Source organism: Aggregatibacter kilianii, assembly GCF_003129965.1.
Classification (GTDB): Bacteria; Pseudomonadota; Gammaproteobacteria; order Enterobacterales; family Pasteurellaceae; genus Aggregatibacter; species Aggregatibacter kilianii_A.
This window is the reverse complement of sequence record NZ_NRCJ01000001.1, coordinates 15,755-37,910: the sequence shown is the minus strand read 5'-3', so window position 1 is coordinate 37,910 and position 22,156 is coordinate 15,755. Positions and strand designations below refer to the sequence as shown.

Annotated in this window: 21 protein-coding genes, 1 CRISPR repeat array and 1 riboswitch; of the genes, 7 read left to right on the top strand and 14 right to left on the bottom strand. The window is 46.4% G+C overall.

What is annotated here, in order from left to right; genetic code table 11:
- Window positions 1-66: 66 nt before the first annotated feature.
- Window positions 67-339 (top strand): acylphosphatase, encoded by a 273-nt coding sequence (locus tag DK430_RS00195; protein WP_109077105.1) that lies wholly within the window; start codon window positions 67-69, stop codon window positions 337-339.
- Here the strand turns inward: DK430_RS00195 and afeD are convergent.
- The 6 genes from afeD to DK430_RS00165 form a co-directional block, all read right to left on the bottom strand.
- Window positions 314-1,162, bottom strand: a complete 849-nt coding sequence (gene afeD / locus DK430_RS00190) for an iron ABC transporter permease subunit AfeD (protein ID WP_109077104.1) — start codon at window positions 1,160-1,162, stop codon at window positions 314-316. The two genes, DK430_RS00195 and afeD, sit on opposite strands and share 26 nt — an antisense overlap.
- On the bottom strand, window positions 1,159-2,025 hold the full coding sequence (gene afeC, locus DK430_RS00185) for an iron ABC transporter permease subunit AfeC (protein ID WP_109077103.1): 867 nt from the start codon (window positions 2,023-2,025) through the stop codon (window positions 1,159-1,161). Before afeC ends, afeD begins: the two co-directional genes overlap by 4 nt.
- Window positions 2,025-2,915 carry an ironABC transporter ATP-binding protein AfeB gene (gene afeB, locus DK430_RS00180; protein ID WP_109077102.1) on the bottom strand — a complete coding sequence of 297 codons (891 nt, stop codon included), beginning with the start codon at window positions 2,913-2,915 and terminating at the stop codon, window positions 2,025-2,027. The genes afeC and afeB overlap by 1 nt, the downstream gene beginning before the upstream one ends.
- Window positions 2,915-3,796, bottom strand: a complete 882-nt coding sequence (gene afeA / locus DK430_RS00175; protein WP_109077330.1) for an iron ABC transporter substrate-binding protein AfeA — start codon at window positions 3,794-3,796, stop codon at window positions 2,915-2,917. Before afeA ends, afeB begins: the two co-directional genes overlap by 1 nt.
- A 100-nt stretch (window positions 3,797-3,896) precedes the next feature.
- Window positions 3,897-4,226: a TusE/DsrC/DsvC family sulfur relay protein gene (locus DK430_RS00170; protein WP_109077101.1), complete on the bottom strand. Its 330-nt coding sequence runs from the start codon at window positions 4,224-4,226 to the stop codon at window positions 3,897-3,899.
- Window positions 4,227-4,311: 85 nt separating this feature from the next.
- Window positions 4,312-4,974, bottom strand: coding sequence for a Bax inhibitor-1 family protein (locus tag DK430_RS00165; protein WP_109077100.1), 663 nt, complete (start codon window positions 4,972-4,974; stop codon window positions 4,312-4,314).
- A 321-nt stretch (window positions 4,975-5,295) separates the two neighbouring features.
- Here DK430_RS00165 and DK430_RS00160 point away from each other — a divergent pair, with 321 nt between their 5' ends.
- The 6 genes from DK430_RS00160 (at window position 5,296) to bioB (ending at window position 12,052) form a co-directional block, all read left to right on the top strand.
- Window positions 5,296-5,772, top strand: a complete 477-nt coding sequence (locus DK430_RS00160) for a hypothetical protein (RefSeq protein WP_109077099.1) — start codon at window positions 5,296-5,298, stop codon at window positions 5,770-5,772.
- Window positions 5,773-6,016: 244 nt separating this feature from the next.
- Window positions 6,017-6,582: a CRISPR direct-repeat array (repeat unit 32 nt; unit sequence GCAGTCGCCTTCGGGCGACTGTGTGTTGAAAC).
- Between the two features lie 111 nt (window positions 6,583-6,693).
- Window positions 6,694-6,781, top strand: a riboswitch (TPP riboswitch).
- A 118-nt stretch (window positions 6,782-6,899) separates the two neighbouring features.
- Window positions 6,900-7,709 carry a bifunctional hydroxymethylpyrimidine kinase/phosphomethylpyrimidine kinase gene (thiD, locus tag DK430_RS00155; protein WP_109077098.1) on the top strand — a complete coding sequence of 270 codons (810 nt, stop codon included), beginning with the start codon at window positions 6,900-6,902 and terminating at the stop codon, window positions 7,707-7,709.
- A 21-nt stretch (window positions 7,710-7,730) separates the two neighbouring features.
- The gene (thiB, locus tag DK430_RS00150; protein ID WP_109077097.1) at window positions 7,731-8,735 is read left to right on the top strand and encodes a thiamine ABC transporter substrate binding subunit; all 1,005 of its coding nucleotides are present in this window, start codon (window positions 7,731-7,733) and stop codon (window positions 8,733-8,735) included.
- 7 nt (window positions 8,736-8,742) lie between these two features.
- Entirely contained in the window at window positions 8,743-10,371 is a 1,629-nt protein-coding gene (thiP, locus tag DK430_RS00145; protein ID WP_109077096.1) for a thiamine/thiamine pyrophosphate ABC transporter permease ThiP, read from the top strand.
- Window positions 10,355-11,002: a thiamine ABC transporter ATP-binding protein gene (thiQ, locus tag DK430_RS00140; protein WP_109077095.1), complete on the top strand. Its 648-nt coding sequence runs from the start codon at window positions 10,355-10,357 to the stop codon at window positions 11,000-11,002. The genes thiP and thiQ overlap by 17 nt, the downstream gene beginning before the upstream one ends.
- 45 nt (window positions 11,003-11,047) lie before the next feature.
- Window positions 11,048-12,052 (top strand): biotin synthase BioB, encoded by a 1,005-nt coding sequence (gene bioB / locus DK430_RS00135; protein ID WP_109077094.1) that lies wholly within the window; start codon window positions 11,048-11,050, stop codon window positions 12,050-12,052.
- A gap of 97 nt (window positions 12,053-12,149) precedes the next feature.
- Here bioB and DK430_RS00130 read toward each other — a convergent pair whose 3' ends face one another.
- From DK430_RS00130 to DK430_RS00090, 8 genes are all read right to left on the bottom strand, one after another.
- On the bottom strand, window positions 12,150-13,343 hold the full coding sequence (locus DK430_RS00130; protein WP_109077093.1) for an NRAMP family divalent metal transporter: 1,194 nt from the start codon (window positions 13,341-13,343) through the stop codon (window positions 12,150-12,152).
- 43 nt (window positions 13,344-13,386) lie between these two features.
- Complete coding sequence (gene pxpA / locus DK430_RS00125; protein WP_109077092.1) at window positions 13,387-14,127, bottom strand: 5-oxoprolinase subunit PxpA; 741 nt, start codon at window positions 14,125-14,127, stop codon at window positions 13,387-13,389.
- Entirely contained in the window at window positions 14,114-15,043 is a 930-nt protein-coding gene (locus DK430_RS00120) for a 5-oxoprolinase/urea amidolyase family protein (RefSeq protein ID WP_109077091.1), read from the bottom strand. Before DK430_RS00120 ends, pxpA begins: the two co-directional genes overlap by 14 nt.
- Window positions 15,040-15,681 (bottom strand): 5-oxoprolinase subunit PxpB, encoded by a 642-nt coding sequence (pxpB, locus tag DK430_RS00115; RefSeq protein WP_109077090.1) that lies wholly within the window; start codon window positions 15,679-15,681, stop codon window positions 15,040-15,042. The genes DK430_RS00120 and pxpB overlap by 4 nt, the downstream gene beginning before the upstream one ends.
- 346 nt (window positions 15,682-16,027) lie before the next feature.
- On the bottom strand, window positions 16,028-17,494 hold the full coding sequence (gene nagE / locus DK430_RS00110) for an N-acetylglucosamine-specific PTS transporter subunit IIBC (protein ID WP_109077089.1): 1,467 nt from the start codon (window positions 17,492-17,494) through the stop codon (window positions 16,028-16,030).
- 247 nt (window positions 17,495-17,741) lie between these two features.
- Window positions 17,742-18,872 carry an N-acetylneuraminate epimerase gene (locus DK430_RS00100; protein WP_109077087.1) on the bottom strand — a complete coding sequence of 377 codons (1,131 nt, stop codon included), beginning with the start codon at window positions 18,870-18,872 and terminating at the stop codon, window positions 17,742-17,744.
- Between the two features lie 160 nt (window positions 18,873-19,032).
- On the bottom strand, window positions 19,033-20,883 hold the full coding sequence (locus DK430_RS00095) for a TRAP transporter large permease subunit (RefSeq protein WP_109077086.1): 1,851 nt from the start codon (window positions 20,881-20,883) through the stop codon (window positions 19,033-19,035).
- A 66-nt stretch (window positions 20,884-20,949) separates the two neighbouring features.
- Window positions 20,950-21,936 (bottom strand): sialic acid TRAP transporter substrate-binding protein SiaP, encoded by a 987-nt coding sequence (locus DK430_RS00090; RefSeq protein WP_109077085.1) that lies wholly within the window; start codon window positions 21,934-21,936, stop codon window positions 20,950-20,952.
- Window positions 21,937-22,156 lie beyond the last annotated feature (220 nt).

The window sequence follows — 22,156 nt, the reverse complement described above, 5'->3', positions numbered from 1 at the left end:
AAATGAAAATAGAAAATTGTATTTAACGGCTAGTTTTTTGTTTTTATTCAATTTTAGGAGGCGAAAATGCAGAAAAAACGTTTTTTGGTTTATGGGGATGTGCAAGGCGTGGGCTTTCGTTATTTCACTTGGCAACAGGCAACAAAAATCGGCGTAACGGGGTTTGTGCGCAATCTTGCCGACGGTTCCGTTGAAGTGGTTGCCGTCGGCATCGAAGCGAAAATTCAGGCGTTGCATTCTTGGTTACAACATGGTCCGCGTACTGCCACGGTGCAGCAGGTTTTTGCGGAAGATTATCTCGGCAGTAAAGAATTTACGGCGTTTCAAGTGTTGCACTAAAGCGCAGTCGGATTTTGCTGTAAATAAGTGCGGTCAAAAATACGGCTGCTTGTAACAGAATAATACAAGGGCCTGTGGCGCCGTCAATATGATAGCTGATGATTGTGCCTAAAATGCTGGTGCTGATTGAGGTAACCAAGGCGATGGCAATCATATAATCAAAGCGCTTGGTTAAAATAAACGCGGTGATGCCCGGTGAAATGAGCATGGCGACCACCAAAATGACACCCACCACCTGCATGGCGCTGATAATGGTTAAGGCAAGCAAAATCAGTAAGCTGTAGTGCAATAAACGTGGCGATAAGCCGACGATTTTGGCTTGATTGGCATCAAAACAGTAAAGTAAGAAATCTTTGCGACGTAAAAAAATCACGAGGAAAATAATCGCTGCCATGAAGAAGGTTTGCCAAACTTCCGCATCGCTTACGCCAAGTAAATTGCCGAATAAAATGTGCGTTAAGTGTTGTTCCGTTTCAATTTTAGTGAACAACACAATCCCCAGCGCAAACATGCCTGAAAACACGATGCCCATGGCGGTATCCTCTTTAATTCGGCTGTTTTCTTTTAAATAACCTACACTGATGGAGCACACCAATCCCGCCACAAATGCGCCGACGCTTAAGGGGAGCCCCAACCAGAATGCGGTCACAATGCCCGGCAAGACGGCGTGTGAAATGGCATCGCCCATTAACGACCAGCCTTTTAATACCAAATAGCAGGAAAGCATGGCACAAATAATGGAAACCAACAGCGCGGTCATCAGCGCATTTTGCATGAAAGGATAGCTGAAAGGTTCGGTAATCCAAAGATAGACGGCGTTCATTTTTGCACCTCTTTTGGTTTGATTTGTTCGATGGGCTTATGCTGATGAAGCAAGCCGTATTTCGGTGAAAAAATAAATGCCAACAAGAAAAGTGCGGTCTGAATGCAAACAATTACGCCGCCTGTGGCGCCGTCTAAGAAATAGCTGATATAAACCCCAATGGCACTGGACGAAATGCCTAAAACCACGGCAATGCCGGCTAAAGTTTTAAAACGATCGGTGAGTAAATACGCGGTGGCACCCGGTGTGATCACCATGGCAATGACCAAAATAGCGCCGACGGTTTGCAAGGCGGCGACCACACAGGCACTTAGCAATGTAAAAAATAGAATTTTGTAATAAATCGGCGAAAAGCCCACAGAGGTGGCGTGTACTTCGTCAAAGAAAATCAACAACAGATCTTTCCAAAAAATCAGTAATAACACCAAACACACGGCGATAATAATGCCTACTTGTAAAATGTCTTCATCGGCAATGCCCAGAATATTGCCCAGGATAATATCTTGTACATTAATGGACGTCGGATTGAGGGAAATAATCAATAAACCAAGGGCAAAGAAGGTGGTAAAAATAAAACCGATAACCGCATCTTCACGGAGTTTGGTGATGGATTTAATCCAAAGTATGGCGATGGCGGCGAGAATGCCGGAAAAAAAAGCGCCGAGGGCGTAAGGGAGTGAAAGCGCGTAGGCGATGGCAACGCCGGGAACCACGGAATGAGAAAGGGCGTCACCGATTAACGACCAGCCTTTCAGCATTAAATAAGCGGATAGAAACGCGCAAACACCGCCCACCGCCGAGCTGATAAAAATGGCTTTCACCATGTAATCATAAGTAAAAGGTTCCAGTAAAACGTCCCACATTATGCGTCTTCCTCCTGTTTGCCATGTCGGACGGTCGGTGCCGGCGGATCAATTTTGGTTTTACCGTAGAACACTGCCGCCCGTTCATCATCGGTTAACACGGTAACGGCGCGCGGATCTTCGTCATCATGTAAATCTTCGCCTAATAATTTAATGTGGCGCAACACTCCCCCGAAGACCAGTTCCAGGTTGTGTTGGTTGAAGGTGGTTTCTGTCGGACCTGCTGCAATGACGGTACGATTAATCATCACCACGCGATCGCAAAAATCCGGTACGGAACCCAAATTGTGTGTTGAAACCAGAATTAAATGACCTTCACCGCGTAGTTGCCCTAACAGATCAATAATGGCGTTTTCCGTTTGCACATCCACGCCGGTAAAAGGCTCATCCAATAAAATAATCTTACTTTGTTGTGCAAGGGCGCGGGCAAGGAAGACGCGCTTTTTCTGCCCGCCGGAAAGCTCGCCGATCTGACGATGGGCAAGATGTTCGATATTCACCCGTTGCATGGCTTCCTGCACCTTTTGCTTATCCGTTTCGCTCGGACGGCGCAGGAAGTTCATGTAACCGTAACGTCCCATCAACACCACATCGTAAACGGACACCGGAAATTGCCAGTCCACGTCTTCCGATTGCGGCACATAGGACACCAAATTTTGTTTTAAAGCTTGTTTAATGCTCAGATTACAAAGGGAAATATTGCCTCGTTGCGGTGTAATCAACCCCATTAGACTTTTAAATAGGGTTGATTTTCCGCTCCCGTTCACGCCGACTAAGGCACAGGTTGTGCCGCCTTCCAGTTTAAAAGAAACATCATGAATGGCGGTATGACCGTTGTTGTAGCGAACGGTAACGTCTTCAACACAAATGGAGGCAATATTTGACGACATTATTTTTCAAATCCTTTAGCAATGGTGGAAACAGTAGTTTTTAACAAATCAATATAGGTCGGCACAGGTCCGTTCGCATTAGAAAGGGAGTCCACATACAGTACGCCGCCGTATTTCGCACCGGTTTCTTTTGCTACTTGTTTCGCCGGTTTAGGCGAAATGGTGCTTTCACTGAAAACCACCGGAATATTGTTGGCTCTCACGGTTTCAATCACTTTACGTACTTGCTGCGGTGTGCCTTGTTGTTCTGCATTAATCGGCCACAAATAGGCTTCCTTAAAACCGTAATCGCGGGCTAAATAACTGAATGCGCCTTCACTGGTCACCAACCAACGCTGCGCTTCCGGCACTTGGGCGAGTTTTTCACGCAACGGCTGATCTAATTCTTTGATTTTTTGGACATAAAGTGCGGTGTTTTTTTCGTACGTTTCTTTATTTTGCGGATCGTATTTAATCAACGCATTTTTAATGTTTTCAACGTAAATTAACGCATTGGAAGGCGACATCCAGGCGTGTGGATTCGGATTGCCGGTATAAGGGCCTTCATGAATGGACATCGGCTCAATGCCTTCGGTCACGACAACTGCCGGTTTATCTTTCACATTTTGGAAGAATTTTTCAAACCAACGCTCAAGATTCAAACCATTCCATAAGACTAAATCAGCGGATTGGGCTTTTACAATATCTTTCGGTGTCGGTTCATAATCATGAATTTCCGCGCCGGGTTTGGTGATAGATTCTACCGTTGCGGCATCACCGGCGATATTTTGTGCCATGTCCTGAATGATGGTGAAAGTGGTGACGACTTTAAATTTTGCATAAGCAAGGCTACTGCCCAAGCTTAATGCGAGTACGCTGACTAATGTAGCTAATAAGCGCATATTTTTCTCCTTAAAAAATTTATAGTTATAAAATAGCAACATAGGTTGCGGGGGCATTATATTCCTTTTGTTTTTAAATGCAAATGATTCGCAAATAAAATTATAAGCATTTTGCAGGCTTAGGTAATCCTGCCAGTTTGGTTGCCTGTTTTGCCGGGCCCTCAGGAAACAAACGTTGCAAATAACGGCTATTGCCTTTATCTTCACCTAACTTCTGTGCGGTGGCTTTGACTAACATACGAATCGCCGGTGAAGTTTTGTATTCTTGATAAAAATCCCGTACGAAATGAATGATTTCCCAATGGGCTTCGGTGAGTTCCAGGTTTTCTAATTTTGCGATAGCCAATGCGACATCCGGGTTCCAGTCATTAATATTCAATAAATACCCCGCCGCATCGGTTTCAATGTGTTTGTTATTCACTTCAAGCATGGTGAAAACCTCATGATTTACATGGATTTGATTATATAAAAACGCCCCAAAAAAGGGGCGTTGAATTTATCTATTACATTAATAATTAATCTCTGGAAGAGAAGAATGAAAGTAAGTTTAATAAACTGATAAACAAGTTATAGATTGATACGAACAAACTCACTGTGGCACGAATGTAGTTGGTTTCGCCACCGTGAATAATGTTGCTGGTTTCATACAAAATGCCCATGGTGGAGAAAATCACGAACAACGCGCTGATGCCCACATAAAGCGCCGGGAATTGGAAGAAGAAACTGGCAACCATGCCGAGTAGCAACACCACGAATAAGGCGAGGATTGTACCGGACAAGAAAGACATATCTTTCTTCGTGGTTAACACATACGCAGAACATGCAAAGAAAGTCGCTGCCGTACCGGCTAACGCCAATACGATGGCATCCCCCAAACCTGCGCTCACATACGCATTTAAAATCGGACCTACGGTGTAACCTAAGAATCCGGTAAACGCGAAAGCGGACAAAATCCCTAATGCACTATTTGCCAACGCATTGGTTAAGAAAAGTAAACCATAAAAACCCACAAGCATCAGAATTAACCCCGGTCTAGGTAAATTCATCGCCATTGACACATAAGCCACTACGGCGGAAAAAGCCAATGTTAATGCCAACAAGAAATAAGTATTGCGCAACACCTTATGCGTGCTTAACAACGATTCTTCTTGTGTGTTAACAATAATACGAGATTGCATAAAAGCTCCTTTAAATTTAAAGAAAATAACAGGTTAAAACCTTTGTGTAAGGTAAGGGCTGATGAGGGAAAAGTCAATTCTTGAGGGGAAATATTTTTTGGGGAAAAGTGCGGTCAAAAATTTTTGCGTTTTTATGCTTTAGATAAAACTTAATCATTTCAGTAGATTAATAATTTCTGCTATTGACTCTGAAATAGGGTGGAGTAGATTATCGACAAAAACACATGACAACAATGCAAGCGGCTTTTTTCTATTGGAAATTTGCCGAATAGGATTGTTAACAAAAGCAAAAATTATAATCACATTTTTTAAGGACTAATTATGCAAAAAAACTATATTCACTTATTTCAAGATAATTTGATCACCGTGGGAGCCGTTTTTGAAGATAGCATTACTATTAATGATTTGTTATCCGGAAAAGTTTATTCGGGCGGTAACAAAGTGTATACATTTAAAGCCAATGCGGATCTTAACTTAAATGTAGGAGACTTTGCTCTTGTTCATGCAACGGATGAGCTGAAAGTCGTTAAGATTGTTGAAGTTCATGATTTCCCCCAAATTGAAGAAGAGGCCGGATTTCAATATAAGTGGGTTATTCAGAAGATAGATCTGTCAGCGTATCGTTCTCGTCTTGAGGAGGAAAAACTGCTAACCTTACTCTTCAATAAACTGTACGCAGTTGAACAAAAGGCTTTGCTGGAACAGCGGATTGAGCAGGCGAAAGCGCGGGATAACGAATTGAAACAGCTTGTCGTAGATTTTCATTCATTCAAAGCGATGATTGATGTTCAGCGGTAAGTTACAAAGGTATTCTATCGAGAGTATTTGAAAGGGCTGGGATTATCGTTTATCTCGCTAACCCTTAGTTCTCATCAAAATCTGATTAGGGTAGCGATCCCGATTTTCTTGAACAATTTGGATAAGTTAATTCATTTGTATAACTAAGATGAGCTCGTTATACTTATCCAACTCCCCATCTAGAAATTAGTCAGCGAAACATAGCAAATAATCTACTGATATTTCTTCCATTTTTAAGTAGGGAGCAGTCGCCTTCGGGCGACTGTGTGTTGAAACCAAAATTTTCAAATTGTCGCCCCACGTTTTCCCCGCAGTCGCCTTCGGGCGACTGTGTGTTGAAACGCTGATTACCTTAAATCTCGCTTATCAGGTGTACGCAGTCGCCTTCGGGCGACTGTGTGTTGAAACCGTGGCAACCAATTAGCCATGGCAACCGGTTATGCGCAGTCGCCTTCGGGCGACTGTGTGTTGAAACGGCACACGCGTAGAAATACCGATTAGCTTATCAGTGCAGTCGCCTTCGGGCGACTGTGTGTTGAAACATTACAATTCCTTTAATGTTGGTGAAGATAAAGAGGCAGTCGCCTTCGGGCGACTGTGTGTTGAAACCTTTCTTGACTTGGACAGGTTTTCCCGCGCCTTTTCGCAGTCGCCTTCGGGCGACTGTGTGTTGAAACTAAAAGAAATCAACTTCAATTAGCCTATAAAAAATGCAGTCGCCTTCGGGCGACTGTGTGTTGAAACATTTTTGCCCTCTCTCATATCTAACCAAGCCCATGCAGTCGCCTTCGGGCGACTGTGTGTAAAAACAGTTACACCTAAACTCTGATAACAAGTCAAAGCATCTTGTTCCCAAGGTGCTTCTCTCCCCACCCCATAATCCCCCTTGCCCTCGCACTGCAAAATAGATAGACTAAACCCCGTTATTAGTCGGGGTGCTTTGTGCTGAGATGATACCCGTGAACCTGATACAGTTAATACTGACGTAGGAAACTAACGAGAAAATCACACTTCCTTTCTTTTTCTCTTCTCTCATTCGTCATTATTGTTAATTATCTTTTTAATTTTAAAAGGGAAAATTATGCAATATGGTTTCTATTACCCGACCGTAAGTTGCGGAGGGTGCTATGCGTAAAATCGTGCAGGCGCTGACCATTGCCGGGTCGGACAGTGGCGCCGGCGCCGGGATTCAGGCGGATCTAAAAACTTTTCAAATGCGTGGCGTGTTTGGTACGTCGGTGATTACGGCGGTGACTGCGCAAAATACCTTGGGCGTGTTTGATATTCATGCTATTCCGCTTTCAACGATTCAACATCAACTGAAAGCCATTGCCGAGGATTTCGAGATTCGGGCGTTTAAAATCGGTATGTTAGGTTCGGCGGAGGTGGTGGAATGTGTCGCTGAGGCGTTGCACCGTTATGATTTTGGGCATTTTGTGTTGGATCCGGTGATGATTGCCAAAGGCGGTGCGCCCTTGTTGCAAGAAAGTGCGGTCAATTCTTTGCGTAAATTTTTATTGCCGCAGGCGGATGTGATTACGCCGAACCGGCCCGAAGCCAAAGCGCTGACGGGAATTGACGTCATTAACGATCAAACGGCGCAGCAGGCGGCACAAATATTGCAAGCGCAGGGCGTGAAAACCGTGGTGATTAAAGGCGGGCACAGTGCGCATTCGCAAAGTGCGGTCTGTCGTGACTGGGTTTTTATGCCGGAAGAACACTTTATTTTGGAAAGCCCACGTTATCCGACGCAACAAACCCATGGCACCGGTTGCACCTTTTCCGCCTGCATCACCGCCGAGCTTGCCAAAGGCGCTTCCGTGAAGCAGGCGATTAAAACCGCGAAAGATTACATTACGGCGGCGATTAGCCATCCGTTAAACATCGGCCACGGGCATGGACCGACCAATCACTGGGCTTATCAAGACAAGGATTAATTCAAACTGAGGAACAGACACATGAAAAAAACATTGTTATTTTTAACCGCACTTTCTGCCGCCACAAGTATGGCGTTTGCCGCCAATCATGAAGAAACCGTGAATATTTATACCTACGATTCCTTTACTTCCGACTGGGGCGCAGGGCCGAAGCTCAAGCTGGATTTTGAACAAAAATTCCCGCTTTGTAAGATTAACTATATGCCGTTTGAAAGCGGCGGTACGCTGTTTAACCGCGTGCGCTTGGAAGGGCATAAAACCAAAGCGGATATTGTGTTGGGCTTGGACAATTTCGTGTTGGATGAAGCGAAAAAAAGCAAATTGTTTGACGTCAACAACGTGGATTTAAGCAAGCTTTCCCTGCCGACCCAATGGACGGACAACACTTTCCTGCCTTACGATTTCGGCACTTATGCTTTTGTGTATGACAAAAACAAGGTGAAAAATCCGCCGAAAAGCCTGAAAGAATTGGTGGAGCGTGAAGATTTGCGCGTGATTTACCAAGATCCGCGCACCAGCAGCGTCGGACGCGGGTTATTGGTGTGGATGAATACCGTTTACCCGGCGGATCAAGTGGCGCAGGCATGGCAACAGCTCGCCAAACATACGGTGACCGTGGGCAAAGGTTGGTCGGATACATACGGCGCATTCTTGAAAGGCGAAGCGGATGTGGTGCTCAGTTACAGCACGTCGCCGCTATATCATCAATTATTTGAAAATAAAGATAATTATGCCGCCACAGAATTTGCCGAAGGCAATGTGGCACAGGTGGAATTGGCGGCGCGAATCGCCGAGCATAAAAATCAATGTGCCGATCATTTTATGAATTTCTTGATGACGCCGGAAGCGCAAAAGCATATTGTGACGGCGAACGTGATGTTCCCGGTGATCCACGCGCCGGTTGAACCGCACTTTGATGCCTTAAAAGAAAAAATGTTGCAACAGACTTTCTTGGATACGTCTAAGGTGAATCCGGAAGCGTTGCGTAGTTGGATTAGCCAATGGCAAACCACCTTAACGAAATAACCGATTGATGTTTTTGTCGTCCCGTTCATTGCTTTCAAGTCCGCAATTCCGCCCGTGTCATTATGTGGGCGGCGTTGCGGTGATGTTATTGATCGTCCTGCTTTATGGCTTTGCCATGCACGCCGTGTTGGCGCAAGGCAGTGAATTTCAGTGGCAACAATTGCTGTCCGACAGCTATTTGCATCACGTTATCGCCTTTAGTTTCGGGCAGGCGTTGCTTTCCGCGCTGTTATCGCTGTTCTTCGGCGTGCTGTTAGCACGCGCATTTTATTATGTAGATTTTGTGGGGAAGCCCTTTTTGCTGAAAATCATGTCGCTGACCTTTGTTCTGCCCGTGTTGGTGGCGATTTTCGGCTTAATCGGCATTTATGGCGCGTCGGGCTGGATTGCGCAAAGCCTCGCCTTTTTCGGCGAATCTTGGCAGGGGAGCATTTACGGTTTGTCGGGTATTTTAATCTCCCATCTTTTCTTTAATATTCCCCTCGCCACCAAGCTGTTTTTGCAGAGTCTGGAAGCCATTCCGTCCGAACAGCGACAACTGGCGGCGCAGCTAAATATTCGCGGCTGGCGTTTTGTGCGGTTGGTGGAGTGGTATACGTTGCGGCGCCAGATGTTGCCCACCTTCAGCCTGATTTTTATGCTTTGCTTCACCAGCTTTACCGTGGTGCTGACCCTCGGCGGCGGACCGCAATATACCACGCTGGAAACGGCGATTTATCAGGCAATCCTGTTTGAATTCGATTTGCCCAAAGCGGCGGTGTTCGCTTTGTTGCAGTTCGTCTTTTGCTTGTTGTTATTTAGCTTCGGGAGCCTGTTTAATACCGCCTCGCAAACTACGCAAAATAGCCCCTATCGTTGGCTGGATTCATCAAAAAGTGCGGTCAAAATTTTCCACGTTTTTTTGCTCGGTGTGTTCCTGCTTTTTATGTTATCGCCGTTACTGAATATTTTCGTGAGCGCGTTGACGTCGGGGAAATTACTGATGGCGTGGCACAATCCGCAATTGTGGAAAGCCCTTACGTATTCTTTGACCATTGCGCCCGCCTCCGCCTTGTTGGCGTTGCTGATGGCGGTGGCGCTATTGTTATTATCCCGCCGTTTACAATGGCTGTATTATGTGAAAACCGCGCAATTTATTATCAACGCCGGCATGGTGATTTTGGCGATTCCTATTTTGGTGTTGGCAATGGGGTTGTTTTTATTGTTGCGCGAGATCGATTTCAATAACGTCCATTTGTTCGCCATTGTGGTCGCCTGTAACGCCTTGAGCGCCATGCCTTTCGTGCTGCGTATTCTAACCGAGCCGTTCAACAACAATATGTTGTATTACGAACGCCTGTGTAATTCCCTCGGCATTATCGGCTGGCAACGTTTTCGTCTGATTGAATGGCATGAGCTTCGCGCGCCGATAAAATACGCTTTTGCTTTGGCATTTGCCTTGTCGTTGGGCGATTTCACCGCCATTGCCTTATTCGGCAATCAGGATTTTATCTCGCTGCCCCATTTGTTATATCAACAATTGGGCAGTTATCGTCATCAGGAAGCGGCGGTAACAGCAGGCATTTTGCTGTTATTATGCGGCAGCATTTTCGCTTTAATTGAACATCAAAAGGAACAACATGATTCGCTTAGATAACGTCTTTTTAGCCGACGACACGCTGCCGATGGCATTTGACTTGCAGGTGGCGGCAGGGGAGCGCGTGGCGGTTATCGGGCCGAGCGGCGCGGGCAAAAGCACCTTGTTGAATCTCATCGCCGGTTTTGTGCTACCGACACGCGGCGACATTTGGCTGAACGGTGAAAATCATACGCGCAGCGCGCCTTATGAGCGCCCCGTCTCCATGCTGTTTCAAGAGAACAATTTATTCCCGCATTTAACCGTGCAACAAAATCTGGCGTTGGGATTAAAAACAAGTTTAAAATTGACCGCACTTGAGCAACAGCAACTCGAACAGGTCGCCGAGGCGGTAGGCTTATCGACATTTTTATCCCGCTTGCCGAACAGCTTATCGGGCGGGCAAAAACAACGGGTGGCATTGGCGCGTTGCTTGTTGCGCGATAAACCGATTCTATTGTTGGACGAACCCTTTTCTGCCCTCGATCCCGAATTGCGTCTGGAAATGCTAAACCTGATTGACGAACTTTGTCGCAGCAAAAATCTGACCTTACTGCTTGTCACCCACCAGCCGTCGGAATTAATCGGCAAAACAGATCGCATGATTCGTATTGAAAATGGTCGGATAACCCACTCGGAAAAATACGCCTAAAATGTACCGCACTTTCTATTAAAATTGATTTATTCAAGGAGACCTATGTTAACCAGTACCCTACAAATTTACTCCATCACACCGCATCCGAGCGTGGAATATTGGTCGGTGTGCAAAGTGGAGGCATTGTTTGAAACCCCGTTTTTAGATTTGGTTTATCGTGCCGCGCAAGTACACCGCCAGAATTTCAATCCGCGCGCTATTCAGCTTTCGACCTTAATGTCCATTAAAACCGGCGGTTGCCCGGAGGATTGCGGTTATTGCCCGCAATCGGCGCGTTATCAAACGGGCGTACAAAATCAGCAATTATTGGACGTGGAGGATATCGTCGCCAAAGCGAAAATCGCGAAAGCCCGTGGCGCGGGGCGTTTTTGCATGGGCGCAGCGTGGCGCGGTCCGAAATCGAAAGATATCGCCAAAGTGACGGAAATCATCAAAGCGGTGAAAGCCCTCGGCATGGAAACTTGCGGCACCTTCGGCTTATTGCAAGATGGCATGGCGGAAGAATTAAAAGACGCCGGTTTGGATTATTACAACCACAATCTTGATACCGCGCCGGAGCATTACAGCGAAGTTATCGGTACACGTCGTTTCGACGACCGTATCAGTACCTTAGGCAAAGTGCGTAAAGCGGGCTTGAAAGTCTGCTGCGGCGGGATCGTAGGCATGAACGAAACACGCAAAGAGCGCGCCGGGTTCATCGCCAGTCTCGCTAATTTAGATCCGCAACCGGAGTCCGTGCCGATTAACCAATTAGTCAAAATTGAAGGCACGCCACTCGCCGACGCGGAAGAACTGGATTGGACGGAATTCGTGCGCACCATCGCCGTGGCACGCATTACTATGCCGAACAGCTATGTGCGCCTCTCCGCCGGTCGTCAGGGCATGAGCGAAGAAATGCAGGCAATGTGTTTCATGGCAGGCGCCAACTCTATTTTCTATGGCGACAAACTCCTCGTCACCGGCAACCCGAAAGAAGACGGAGACCGTTTGTTGATGGATAAACTGGATTTAGAACCTGAAACGGAAGAGAACAAGCATTTGCGTTGAGGGTCGAGTGAAATGAATAAAAAGCCACTTTGGAGTCAAAGTGGCTTTTTTATCGACATTAAGATTTACGTCAAAAATCGACCGCACTTTCCTCACATCAGGCGAAGAAACCGGAAAGATAGGTGTAAATGGTTTTGCCGCTTAACACGCCCATGGCGATGACCACTATCCAGCCGATAATTGCCATCCAGAGCGGGTGTTTGTAGTTGCCGACAATGTTGCTTTTATAGGCGGCAAGGAGGATGAGGGCAAGAGCGATCGGTAAGATTAAGCCGTTTAATGTACCTACGAAAACCAACACGGCGGCGGGTCTGCCGATGGTGGCGAGGACAAGCGTCGAAATAACGATGAACGCAATTACCCAGCGGTTGCGGTATTTTTGCACGTTCGGGCATAAGCTGGTTAAAAACGAGACGGAAGTGTAAGCAGCGCCGATCACGGAAGTAATGGACGCCGCCCAGATAACGATGCCGAATAGGACGACACCAAAATTGCCGGCAACATATTCAAAAGGCGTTTCCGCCGGGTTTTTCGGGTTAAGCGCCACGCCTTTTGTCACAATGCCAAGCACGGCAAGGAAAAGTACAATGCGCATGGTAGAGGCGATGAGAATGGCGGAAACGGAGCTACGACTGACTTCCGGCAGCGCTTTTTCTCCTTGAATGCCCGCATCTAACAAGCGGTGCGCGCCGGCGAAGGTGATATAGCCGCCCACGGTGCCGCCGACCAAGGTGACGATGGCGATAGGATCGACTTTTTCAGGTAAAAAAGTTCTGTGGATGGCTTCGGCAACGGGCGGATCGGTCTTAAATGTGACATAAACCGTCAAGGCAATCATGATGAAGCCCATTAATTGGGCGAAACGATCCATTAACATTCCCGCCTCTTTGCGCAGGAAGATTAAAATGGCAAAGACGCCGCTGATAATAGCACCGAGTTCGGGTTGAATGCCGAAGATGGAGTTCAAACCTAACCCCGCGCCGCCCACGTTGCCGATGTTAAAGGCGAGCCCGCCCATGACGATAAGTGCCGCTAAAAAATAGCCTGCACCCGGAAAAATCGCGTTGGATAAGTCTTGTGCGCGCTTGCCGGAAACCACAATAATGCGCCAGATATTGAGCTGTGCACCGATGTCTAACAAAATGGAAAGCAGGATAACGAAGCCGAAGCTGGCTAATAGGGTGTTGGTGAATGTCGCGGTTTGGGTAAGAAAACCCGGCCCGATAGCGGATGTCGCCATCAGAAATGCCGCGCCTAACACGGCATTACGACGATGAGATATTGATGCCATAAAGCACCTCCGTGGTTAAAGTTGATGTTGTGTTTTTGTTTATTTAATTATGTGTGATGTTGATATTGTGTTTTTTTAATTCCGTCACAATTCGCTGTGCAAATTGTAGGGAATGTTGATTGTCACCATGGAGGCAGATGCTTTCGGCTTTCACAGTGACAAGGTTGCCGTCAATGGCTTTGACTTTATTTTCGGTGACCATTTGCAGCACTTGCGCAATGGCTTCATCATCGGATTCCACCATGGCGTTAGGTTGTGTACGGGGAACCAGCGAGCCGTCGGGCATATAATGTCGATCGGCGAACACTTCCGAGATGGTTTGCAACCCTTCCGCTTCCGCTATTTGTAACATTAAACTACCGGCAAGCCCCATGAATTTTAAATTCGGATCGAATTGACGAACGGTTCGGGCGATAAGCCTTGCCAGATTTTCGTCTTTTGCCGCCAGGTTATAGAGCGCACCGTGCGGTTTGACATAGCTGAGTTTCGCCCCTTCACCGTCGCAGATGGCTTTTAATGCACCTAATTGATAGCGTAGATGGGCAACCAGTTCCTGCGGCTCAAGTTGCATTACGGTACGTCCGAAATTTTCTCGATCGGGAAAGCCGGGATGGGCGCCGATACGCACGCCATTTTCGTTGGCAAATTTGACCGCACTTTGCATTTCTTTTGCGCCGCCCGCGTGTAAGCCGCAGGCGATATTGGCGGATGAGAGCAGTTTGAGTAAGGCTTCATCGTAAGGAAAACCTTCGGCGATGTCGGCATTTAAATCAATTTGCTTCATTGACAATCCTCTTGATTTGATTGAGATACACTTCATTTTTGCGACGCAGTTTTGCCGCCTGTTCCAAGGTGACGGCTTCAAAATTTATCGTCGATCCTAACCGCACTTGTGCCAGACTGCCCAAATCCGCTTCAATGACGTTGGCGATTTTCGGATAACCGCCGGTGGTTTGGGCATCCGCCATCAAAATAATCGGCTGACCGCTCGGCGGCACTTGCACGCTTCCGAATTGAATGGCGTGCGACAGCATTTCCAGCGGTTTTTTTAACTCCAGCACGTCCCCTTGAAAACGGTATCCCATGCGATCGCTGTTGCTTTGCAGTGTCCATTTTTTGCGCCACCAGGCATATTGCGATTTGCGCTTGAAAGCCTGATATTCGGAGGAGGGCAGGGCATAAATGGTGCTTTTCAGCGGAATCGGGGCAATGCCCAAGGATTTTAGCAAGATGCCGTGCGCGCGGGTTTTTAACGCATCACCCGCTTGCAGATAACGCCCTTCAATGCCGCCGATCTGTGCACGAATATCCGTGCTGCAAGAATTCAGTTCCGGCATAACATCGAACCCGCCCTGCACGCAGAAATAACCATACATCCCGATTTTGGCACGGTGCATTTTTAGTACCTGACCGGCACGCACCGGATAACGCCAATAGGCATAAACAGGAACGCCGTCCAGCTCCATGTCGTAAAATGCGCCCGTGACGCAGAAAGCGGTATCTTGATGAAATTTAAAAGTAATGCCGCCAAGAGGCACTTCAACTACAGGCAGATGAGGTTCATTGCCAAGCAATAAATTGCCTGCTTGTAATGCCAATTTATCCATGGCGCCACAATGGCTGATGCCGAATTGGCGTAAACCGAAACGCCCGAGATCCTGAATGGTGGCGCGGGATTGCACGTCTAACACTTCAATCATATTTCCATGCTCTCCACCACAAATTTCACTGTGTCGCCTGCCTGTAATAAGGTCGGTTGCGAATGGTTTTTATCAAATAACGGTTGTTTGGTGTGGCCGATAAGCTGCCAGCCGCCGGGCGAAGAAAAAGGATATATGCCCGTTTGCGCACCGCCGATACCCACAGATCCCGCAGGCACTTCCGTACGTGGCGTGGCGCGTCTTGGCGTGTGGAGGGTTTCCGGTAATCCGCCCAAATAAGGAAAACCGGGTTGAAAACCAATCATATAAACGGTGTAAACGGGCGCACTGTGCGTTTTCACAATATGCTTCGGCGTGGTGTGATGAAAGGCTGCCACATCGTACAGATCTTGTCCGTATTCACCACCGTAAATCACGGGAATTTCAATATGGCGACCATGAAACCGATCCACCGACAGGTTTTGCCAGTGTTGTTCCAAACGTTGAATTAACGGCGTGAAATCGGTCATAAAATGGCTAAACACCGTGAGATTATTCATGCCTACAATCACTTCCACTATGTCATCATGGGATTGTAACAGCTCGGCAAACGCCCACAATTTACGCTGCTGTTCAAGAGAAGCAGGAGGAGAAAGAGAGCAAACCACAGCGGATTCGCTAATCGGGGTGATTTTCATAGGATACCCTCTTGATGCTATGTTGTTTGTTATTGTTTTGTTAAAAAATTGAAATATTTTTTATTTATACGTTTATTGAAGTTTGGTGTGAAATTAATATTAATAACAATGTGTTAAGTGAAAGTTAATTAATTTTTTAGAAGATGTTTTGTTATTTTTTGAAATTGATTGTTTATTTATGTAGCACAGTCAAAAGTGAAAGTATAGATTTTTTCCAATAAAATGCCGTTTTGATTTTGTTTTTAGAAAATATCTAATTTTAATGAGATTATTTGATTTTTTATCTAAAAAAATAAAGGTCTGAATAAAATTCAGACCTTTATGCTTCGTTTTGGTTAGATAGAAACTATTTCACTTTTCCCTTAATCGCTTCTGCCACCAATTCCGCCTCAGGGCCAAGAATCACTTGCAATCCGTCGTTGCCCAGTTTCACATTGCCTTTGGAACCGAGGGATTTAAGTTGTTCTTCGTTGATTTTATTGCGATCAACTAAGGTTAAACGCAAGCGCGTGATACAGGCGTCGATAGTTTTGAAATTATCGGCACCGCCTAAAGCGTCGATAAATTTGACCGCTCTTTCTTCACGGGATTGGTTGTTTGTGCTTTGCGCCGGGGCGGCGTCTTCCGCTTCTTCCGTGCGACCGATGGTTTTTAAGTTGAAGGTTTGGATGGCAAAGCGGAACACCAAGTAGTAAATGGCGAAGAAGACTAAACCTTGCACAAGCAACATATACCAATCAACGGCAAGCGGATTGCGTGAGGAAAGCGCCATATCCACGAGACCTGCGCTGAAACCGAAGCCTGCGATCCAGTGCATGCTGGCGGCGATAAACACGGAAATACCGGTTAATAACGCGTGCAACACATAAAGAATCGGTGCCACGAACATGAAGGAGAATTCCAGTGGTTCGGTGATACCGGTGAAGAAGGAGGCGAAGGCGCCAGCTAACATGATGGAAGCCACTTTCACTCTTTGGCTTGGTTTGGCGCATTGGTAAATGGCAAGTGCCGCGCCCGGTAAACCGAACATCATTACAGGGAAGAAGCCCGCTTGGTACATACCGGTCACACCTACAGTTGCTGTGCCTTCCGCAATGGATTTGGCACCGCCTAAGAAATTCGGAATGTCGTTAATGCCTGCCACGTCAAACCAGAACACGGAGTTTAAGGCGTGGTGTAATCCCACCGGAATGAGCAGACGGTTGAAGAAGCCGTAAATACCTGCGCCCACTGCGCCCAAGTCTTTAATGGATTCACCAAAAGACACTAAGGCGTTGAAGATGTAAGGCCAGACATAGAGCAGAATGAAAGAGAGGGCGATCATGGCGAAAGAGACCACAATCGGCACTAAACGTTTTCCGCTGAAGAAGGACAGGGCTTTCGGCAATTCCACTTGATAGAAGCGGTTGTAAAGCTCGGCGGAAAGTACACCGATTAAGATGCCGATAAATTGGTTGTTGATTTTACCGAAAGCGGCAGGCACTTGGCTCGGATCGATATGTTGTAGTTGCGCCACGCCACCCGGTGCAAGTAATGTGGTTACGACATAATAGCCCACCAAGCCGGAAAGAGCAGCGGAACCGTGTTTGTCTTTGGATAACCCGAAAGCAACACCCACGGCGAATAATAAGCCCATGTTATCGATGATTGCCGCACCGGATTTAATTAACAAGGCGGCAAGTTGACTGTTAGCGCCCCAACCGTCCGGGTCTAGCCAGTAGCCGATCCCCATTAATACGGCGGCTGCCGGTAATACGGCAACCGGCACCATTAAGGCTTGCCCGATTTTTTGGGCATAACTTAAAACACTCATAAGAACTCCTTTAATTTATTTTTGATTCCATCAGATTTTTTTATTAAACGGAAAACAGCATATTCCTCAGCCATTTCCTTTGGCAAATAAAAACTTCCGTTTTTGTGAGAAGTGTCACGTAATTGTGTATTATTTACAGAGGCTAATTTTACAACTCTTTTATTTTTCAGTAAATTTTCCCGTTCATAAAACAATGAAGGATTAAACGCGTGCGGCTTAATCCTTCATTCTTAGTTTAACATCGGTCTTATTCTACGTTTAATTTCTTGCCGTCATAGCTCATGCTTTGTACGGAAGTTAAGGCTTTGCCGCCGTCGGTTTCACCGCCAATCAAGAGCACTTGATTGTTGTAAGACACCGCCACGCCATAACCGATACCCGCAGGCAATTCGCCGATAATCTGCCATTTGCCGTTGTTTAGCGTGTAAACGTCTTTATGCCAAGCTTTGCTCAAGCCTTTGTGGGCGTGGAGCATGCCTTCTTTAAATTGTTTCACGGAACCCGGGAAGTTGGCGCCGCCGGTAACTAAATAATGTCCGTGGCTATAGCCCGCCATGGCACCGGCTAAACCGTCTTGGCTTTGACCTTTCGGTGCAGGTAAATCAGGCAGGTTTTTCCATTGTACGCCTTTGTCGGTGAATTTACCGGCATGGGTTTCTGCAGTGCGCAAGCCCGGCTTGATTTCGCCGTTCACCACGACTAAGTCATTGCCTTGAATAGTAAATGCCGCACCGGCACGACCGGAGAACGGCACGCGACCTTCGTTGCGCCATTTGTTGGTAGAAGGTTCATAGCTGAGCAGTTCCGTGGTGAAGAAATAATCTTCAGGGCGTTGCTCAAAATAGGCTTTGGCGATGTCGTCTTTTTTCGCTTTGTCTTCACCGGCAGCCACCGTGTCTTGGAAGAAACCGTTGAAGATAGATAGGTTAGAGCCGCCCACAATATACACTTTATCGCCGTGAGACGCGCCGCTGGATCCCACTAAACCGCGTGGCGAACGGGTCGGCAATTTGTTCCAAGTATTGTCGGCGGGGTTGTAGCTGTAAGCGTCGTTAACGAGTTGCAATTCGCCTTTTTCATTTTTTTGTAATCCGCCGAACACATACAATTTACCGTCAACGGCAGCCGCTACAGGTTGGTTGCGTTCGCCGCCCGGAAAGGCGGCGATTTCTTTCCATTGCGCATTCGGGGTTTTTAAATCCAGCGCATAGAATTTGTCGCCGCCTGTGCCTAAGCCCACATAAACGGTGTCGCCGATTAACGCGCCGGCACCGCTTTTAATGCCGACGGGCAAATCGGGATACGCAGCTTGAGCAGTGGCGGCGAAAGCAGTTGCAGCAAAGAATAAGGTCGCTAATGTAGTTTTTTGAAATGTCATAATAAACCTCGTTTTGAGTTATTGTTGCTATTCGTAAACGGCAGAATAGGTTTTTTATGTCTCTCTTTACTCCCTCCGTAAACAAGGGAAGGTAAGAGGATTGGTTTTGAAAAAAGTGCGGTCAAAAAACGCAGCGTTTTTCAACCGCACTTATTGGCTCCTAAGGTATTAACAAATTCGGGATGAACGTGATAATGCCCGGGAAAACGGTAATTAATACTAATGTTAAGAAAATCGGGATTAAGAACGGCAACACCCCTTTGGTTACAGTGGACACGGACATGTTACCCACGCGCGCTACCACGAATAATGCCATACCCATCGGCGGTGTTAAGATCCCGATCATCATGTTCAAGGTGGTCATGACGCCGAAGAATACGAGGTCGATACCGAATTGCATAGCGATTGGAATCAACATCGGCAACACAAGGAATTGCAGAGCTAACGCGTCAATGAACATACCGAGGAACAATAACAAGGCATTGATCATCACTAACACCATTAATGGGGAGTCCGCTACGGCAACAAACACATCGGCAATGCGCATTGCCACTTGTTCGCGGGCGATCATGTCGCCGAAGAAGGTGACGGTCATGATCATCAGCGCTACCACGCCGGTAATGGACATGGCTTCCACACAGCTGTTGAACAGCATTTTTAGGGTTAATTCTTTGTACACGAATTTACCGATAATGATGGAGTAGAACGCTGCTACAACCGCAGATTCTGTCGGGCTAAACAAGCCGGAGAAGATCCCACCGATAATTAATAACGGGGTTAAAATCGCCCAGAATGCACCTTTGAATGCAGCACAAAGCTCGGCACGGGTGGCTTTCGGTGTTCTTGGATAACCGCGTTTTTTGGAAACATAATAGTTCATTGCCATTAACGCAATGGTGACCAATACGCCCGGCACAAAACCGGCAATAAAGAGTTTCGCAATGGATTCGTTCGCGATAACACCGTAAATAATCATGGCGATACTTGGCGGAACCAACGGACCGATGATACAGGATGCCGCCGTGATACCGCCGCAAATGTCATCGTCGTAGCCCGCGTCACGCATGGCTTTGATTTCCAATTGACCTAAACCGCCCGCATCGGCAAGCGCGGAGCCTGACATACCGGAGAACAATAAGCTTGCACCGATATTCACGTGTCCCATACCGCCGGTGTAGTGACCGAGTAAGGCTTTTGCGAAGTTAAAGATCCGTTCGGTGATCCCGCCGGTGTTCATTAAAATCCCGGTGAGAATATAGAACGGTACGGCAAGGAGCGGGAAGCTGTCCAAACTCATGGTGAGTTTTTCGGAAGCCGCGTTTACCACGTTCCAACGGGTCATGGAGAAATAGAGCAGGGTCGTGATGAATAATGACCAACCCACCGGCACGCCCAAGAACATGATGACCAGCCAGAAGACCAACGCCACATAGACCGCGTTGGAACCGAATTTAACGTAATCGGCAATGCGTAGGGCTTTATACCATTCAGGGTAAGTGAACAAAATACCTAAAATAATGACCGCACTTACGATGAAAAAGGTTGCCGGCAAATAGCTTTTGTTGTCTTTGAAGTTATCCGCTTGTGCTTGGAAGAAGCGAATTAACATCAAGACCGAAATGATCGGTAAGGAGGCATAAATCCATTTTTCGGAAATGCCGCCCAGTGCATCAATAGGGAAATTGGCACCCACAAAAGTTTTGATACCAAAGTGGATAAAGAAAATCACGCCGAGGAAAATCACCACTTGTACAAACGAGTTGGTAATTTTTTTAATTGCCGGTGGCATTAAATTGGTGAGGAAGTCGATATAAACATGTTCTTGTTTTCTGATGGCAACGCTGATACCCAGCATACCCACATAAACGAACAGCAATTTGGCGAGTTCTTCACTCCAAATTAATGGAGAGTGGAAGGCTTGTCTGAACAGAATTTGCAAAACAAGAATGCAGAATATCACGAGGAATAACGCACCACCGATCCATTCTTCGAGTTTGTTAAAGATTTTCATATTCAACTCCGTTGAATCCTAATGGAGGGAAGTGTGTGCCTGCGTGAACAGGCACACTAACAAGCGTTATTTACTAACGGCTTGAATTTGTTTTAATGCTTCTTCACCTTTCGCGCCGGTTTGTTTCACAAATTCGGCATAGTAAGGTTTCATGGCTTCTTTGAATGGCGCAAGATCAGGACGAGTCACGGTCACACCTTGTTTTTCAAAGAACGTTACTAACTCTTTTTCGCCGTCAACGAAGAGTTTGGTGTGATATTCCGCTGCTTTTTGTGCGGCATCTTTCACCACTTTTTGCAAATCTTCCGGCAAATCGGCGAAGGTTTCGTTACTCACCAAATAAAGTTGGTCGTTCAAAATATGGTTGGTCATTGCCAAGTATTTTTGCACTTCGTAGAATTTTTGCGCTTGAACGGTGGCTAACGGGTTTTCTTGACCGTCAACGGAGTTGGTTTGCAGCGCTAAATACACTTCAGAGAACGCCATCGGTGTCGGGGAAGCACCCACATATTTGGCGTAAGCCAAGTTGGTTGCCGCATTCGGTACGCGTAGTTTCAAGCCTTTCATGTCGGCAATGCTGTTGATTGCACGGTTGGAGGTGGTTTGACGGGTTCCATTGTAGGCTTGGGCTAATAACGTTAAACCCAATTCTTTGTTCATTTTTTGTAATAAATCTTTACCGAATGCGGTGTCATGTAAGGCTTTTTGCGCCACATCATAATCGGTGATCACATAAGGCAGTGCAAAGACCGCTGCTTCAGGATAGAACAACTGGAAACGGGCGGATTCTGCAAAGGTGAAATCCAACGCACCGTCTTTTAATTGTTTTAACATGGCGCGGTCGTCACCTAATTGGGAACTCGGGTAAAGGGAAATTTCGATTTTGCCGTTGGATTTTTCTTTTACTTCTTTTGCAAACATTTCGGCAGCTTTGTATTCATTGGAAGATGTTCCCGCGTTCATACCGAATTTTAAGTCATAGTCCGCAGCGTTAGCGACAGAGGTCACACCTAATGCAATTGCAGTGGCAAGGAAAAGTTTGGCTAGTTTCATGGCTACACTCCTGTAGTTATAAATAATGAATGTTGAACATTTGAATTACAGCTCAGTTTGCATTCTAAAGTAAAAAATCCATTTTTAAATAGAGACTGAAGTTTTATTTCAAAAATGAGAGGTTGATCACATTGCTGGAATATCACTTCAAAAAATATTTTAAAATGAAGTTTTATTTTAGTAGAATATCCCCACTGACTAGAATGACTGCCAAATGCAG

Coding starts and splice junctions, on each gene's coding strand:
- DK430_RS00195 (WP_109077105.1), top strand. CDS start 67: ATGCAGAAAAAACGTTTTTTGGTTTATGGGGATGTGCAAGGCGTGGGC.
- afeD (WP_109077104.1), bottom strand. CDS start 1,162: ATGAACGCCGTCTATCTTTGGATTACCGAACCTTTCAGCTATCCTTTC.
- afeC (WP_109077103.1), bottom strand. CDS start 2,025: ATGTGGGACGTTTTACTGGAACCTTTTACTTATGATTACATGGTGAAA.
- afeB (WP_109077102.1), bottom strand. CDS start 2,915: ATGTCGTCAAATATTGCCTCCATTTGTGTTGAAGACGTTACCGTTCGC.
- afeA (WP_109077330.1), bottom strand. CDS start 3,796: ATGCGCTTATTAGCTACATTAGTCAGCGTACTCGCATTAAGCTTGGGC.
- DK430_RS00170 (WP_109077101.1), bottom strand. CDS start 4,226: ATGCTTGAAGTGAATAACAAACACATTGAAACCGATGCGGCGGGGTAT.
- DK430_RS00165 (WP_109077100.1), bottom strand. CDS start 4,974: ATGCAATCTCGTATTATTGTTAACACACAAGAAGAATCGTTGTTAAGC.
- DK430_RS00160 (WP_109077099.1), top strand. CDS start 5,296: ATGCAAAAAAACTATATTCACTTATTTCAAGATAATTTGATCACCGTG.
- thiD (WP_109077098.1), top strand. CDS start 6,900: ATGCGTAAAATCGTGCAGGCGCTGACCATTGCCGGGTCGGACAGTGGC.
- thiB (WP_109077097.1), top strand. CDS start 7,731: ATGAAAAAAACATTGTTATTTTTAACCGCACTTTCTGCCGCCACAAGT.
- thiP (WP_109077096.1), top strand. CDS start 8,743: ATGTTTTTGTCGTCCCGTTCATTGCTTTCAAGTCCGCAATTCCGCCCG.
- thiQ (WP_109077095.1), top strand. CDS start 10,355: ATGATTCGCTTAGATAACGTCTTTTTAGCCGACGACACGCTGCCGATG.
- bioB (WP_109077094.1), top strand. CDS start 11,048: ATGTTAACCAGTACCCTACAAATTTACTCCATCACACCGCATCCGAGC.
- DK430_RS00130 (WP_109077093.1), bottom strand. CDS start 13,343: ATGGCATCAATATCTCATCGTCGTAATGCCGTGTTAGGCGCGGCATTT.
- pxpA (WP_109077092.1), bottom strand. CDS start 14,127: ATGAAGCAAATTGATTTAAATGCCGACATCGCCGAAGGTTTTCCTTAC.
- DK430_RS00120 (WP_109077091.1), bottom strand. CDS start 15,043: ATGATTGAAGTGTTAGACGTGCAATCCCGCGCCACCATTCAGGATCTC.
- pxpB (WP_109077090.1), bottom strand. CDS start 15,681: ATGAAAATCACCCCGATTAGCGAATCCGCTGTGGTTTGCTCTCTTTCT.
- nagE (WP_109077089.1), bottom strand. CDS start 17,494: ATGAGTGTTTTAAGTTATGCCCAAAAAATCGGGCAAGCCTTAATGGTG.
- DK430_RS00100 (WP_109077087.1), bottom strand. CDS start 18,872: ATGACATTTCAAAAAACTACATTAGCGACCTTATTCTTTGCTGCAACT.
- DK430_RS00095 (WP_109077086.1), bottom strand. CDS start 20,883: ATGAAAATCTTTAACAAACTCGAAGAATGGATCGGTGGTGCGTTATTC.
- DK430_RS00090 (WP_109077085.1), bottom strand. CDS start 21,936: ATGAAACTAGCCAAACTTTTCCTTGCCACTGCAATTGCATTAGGTGTG.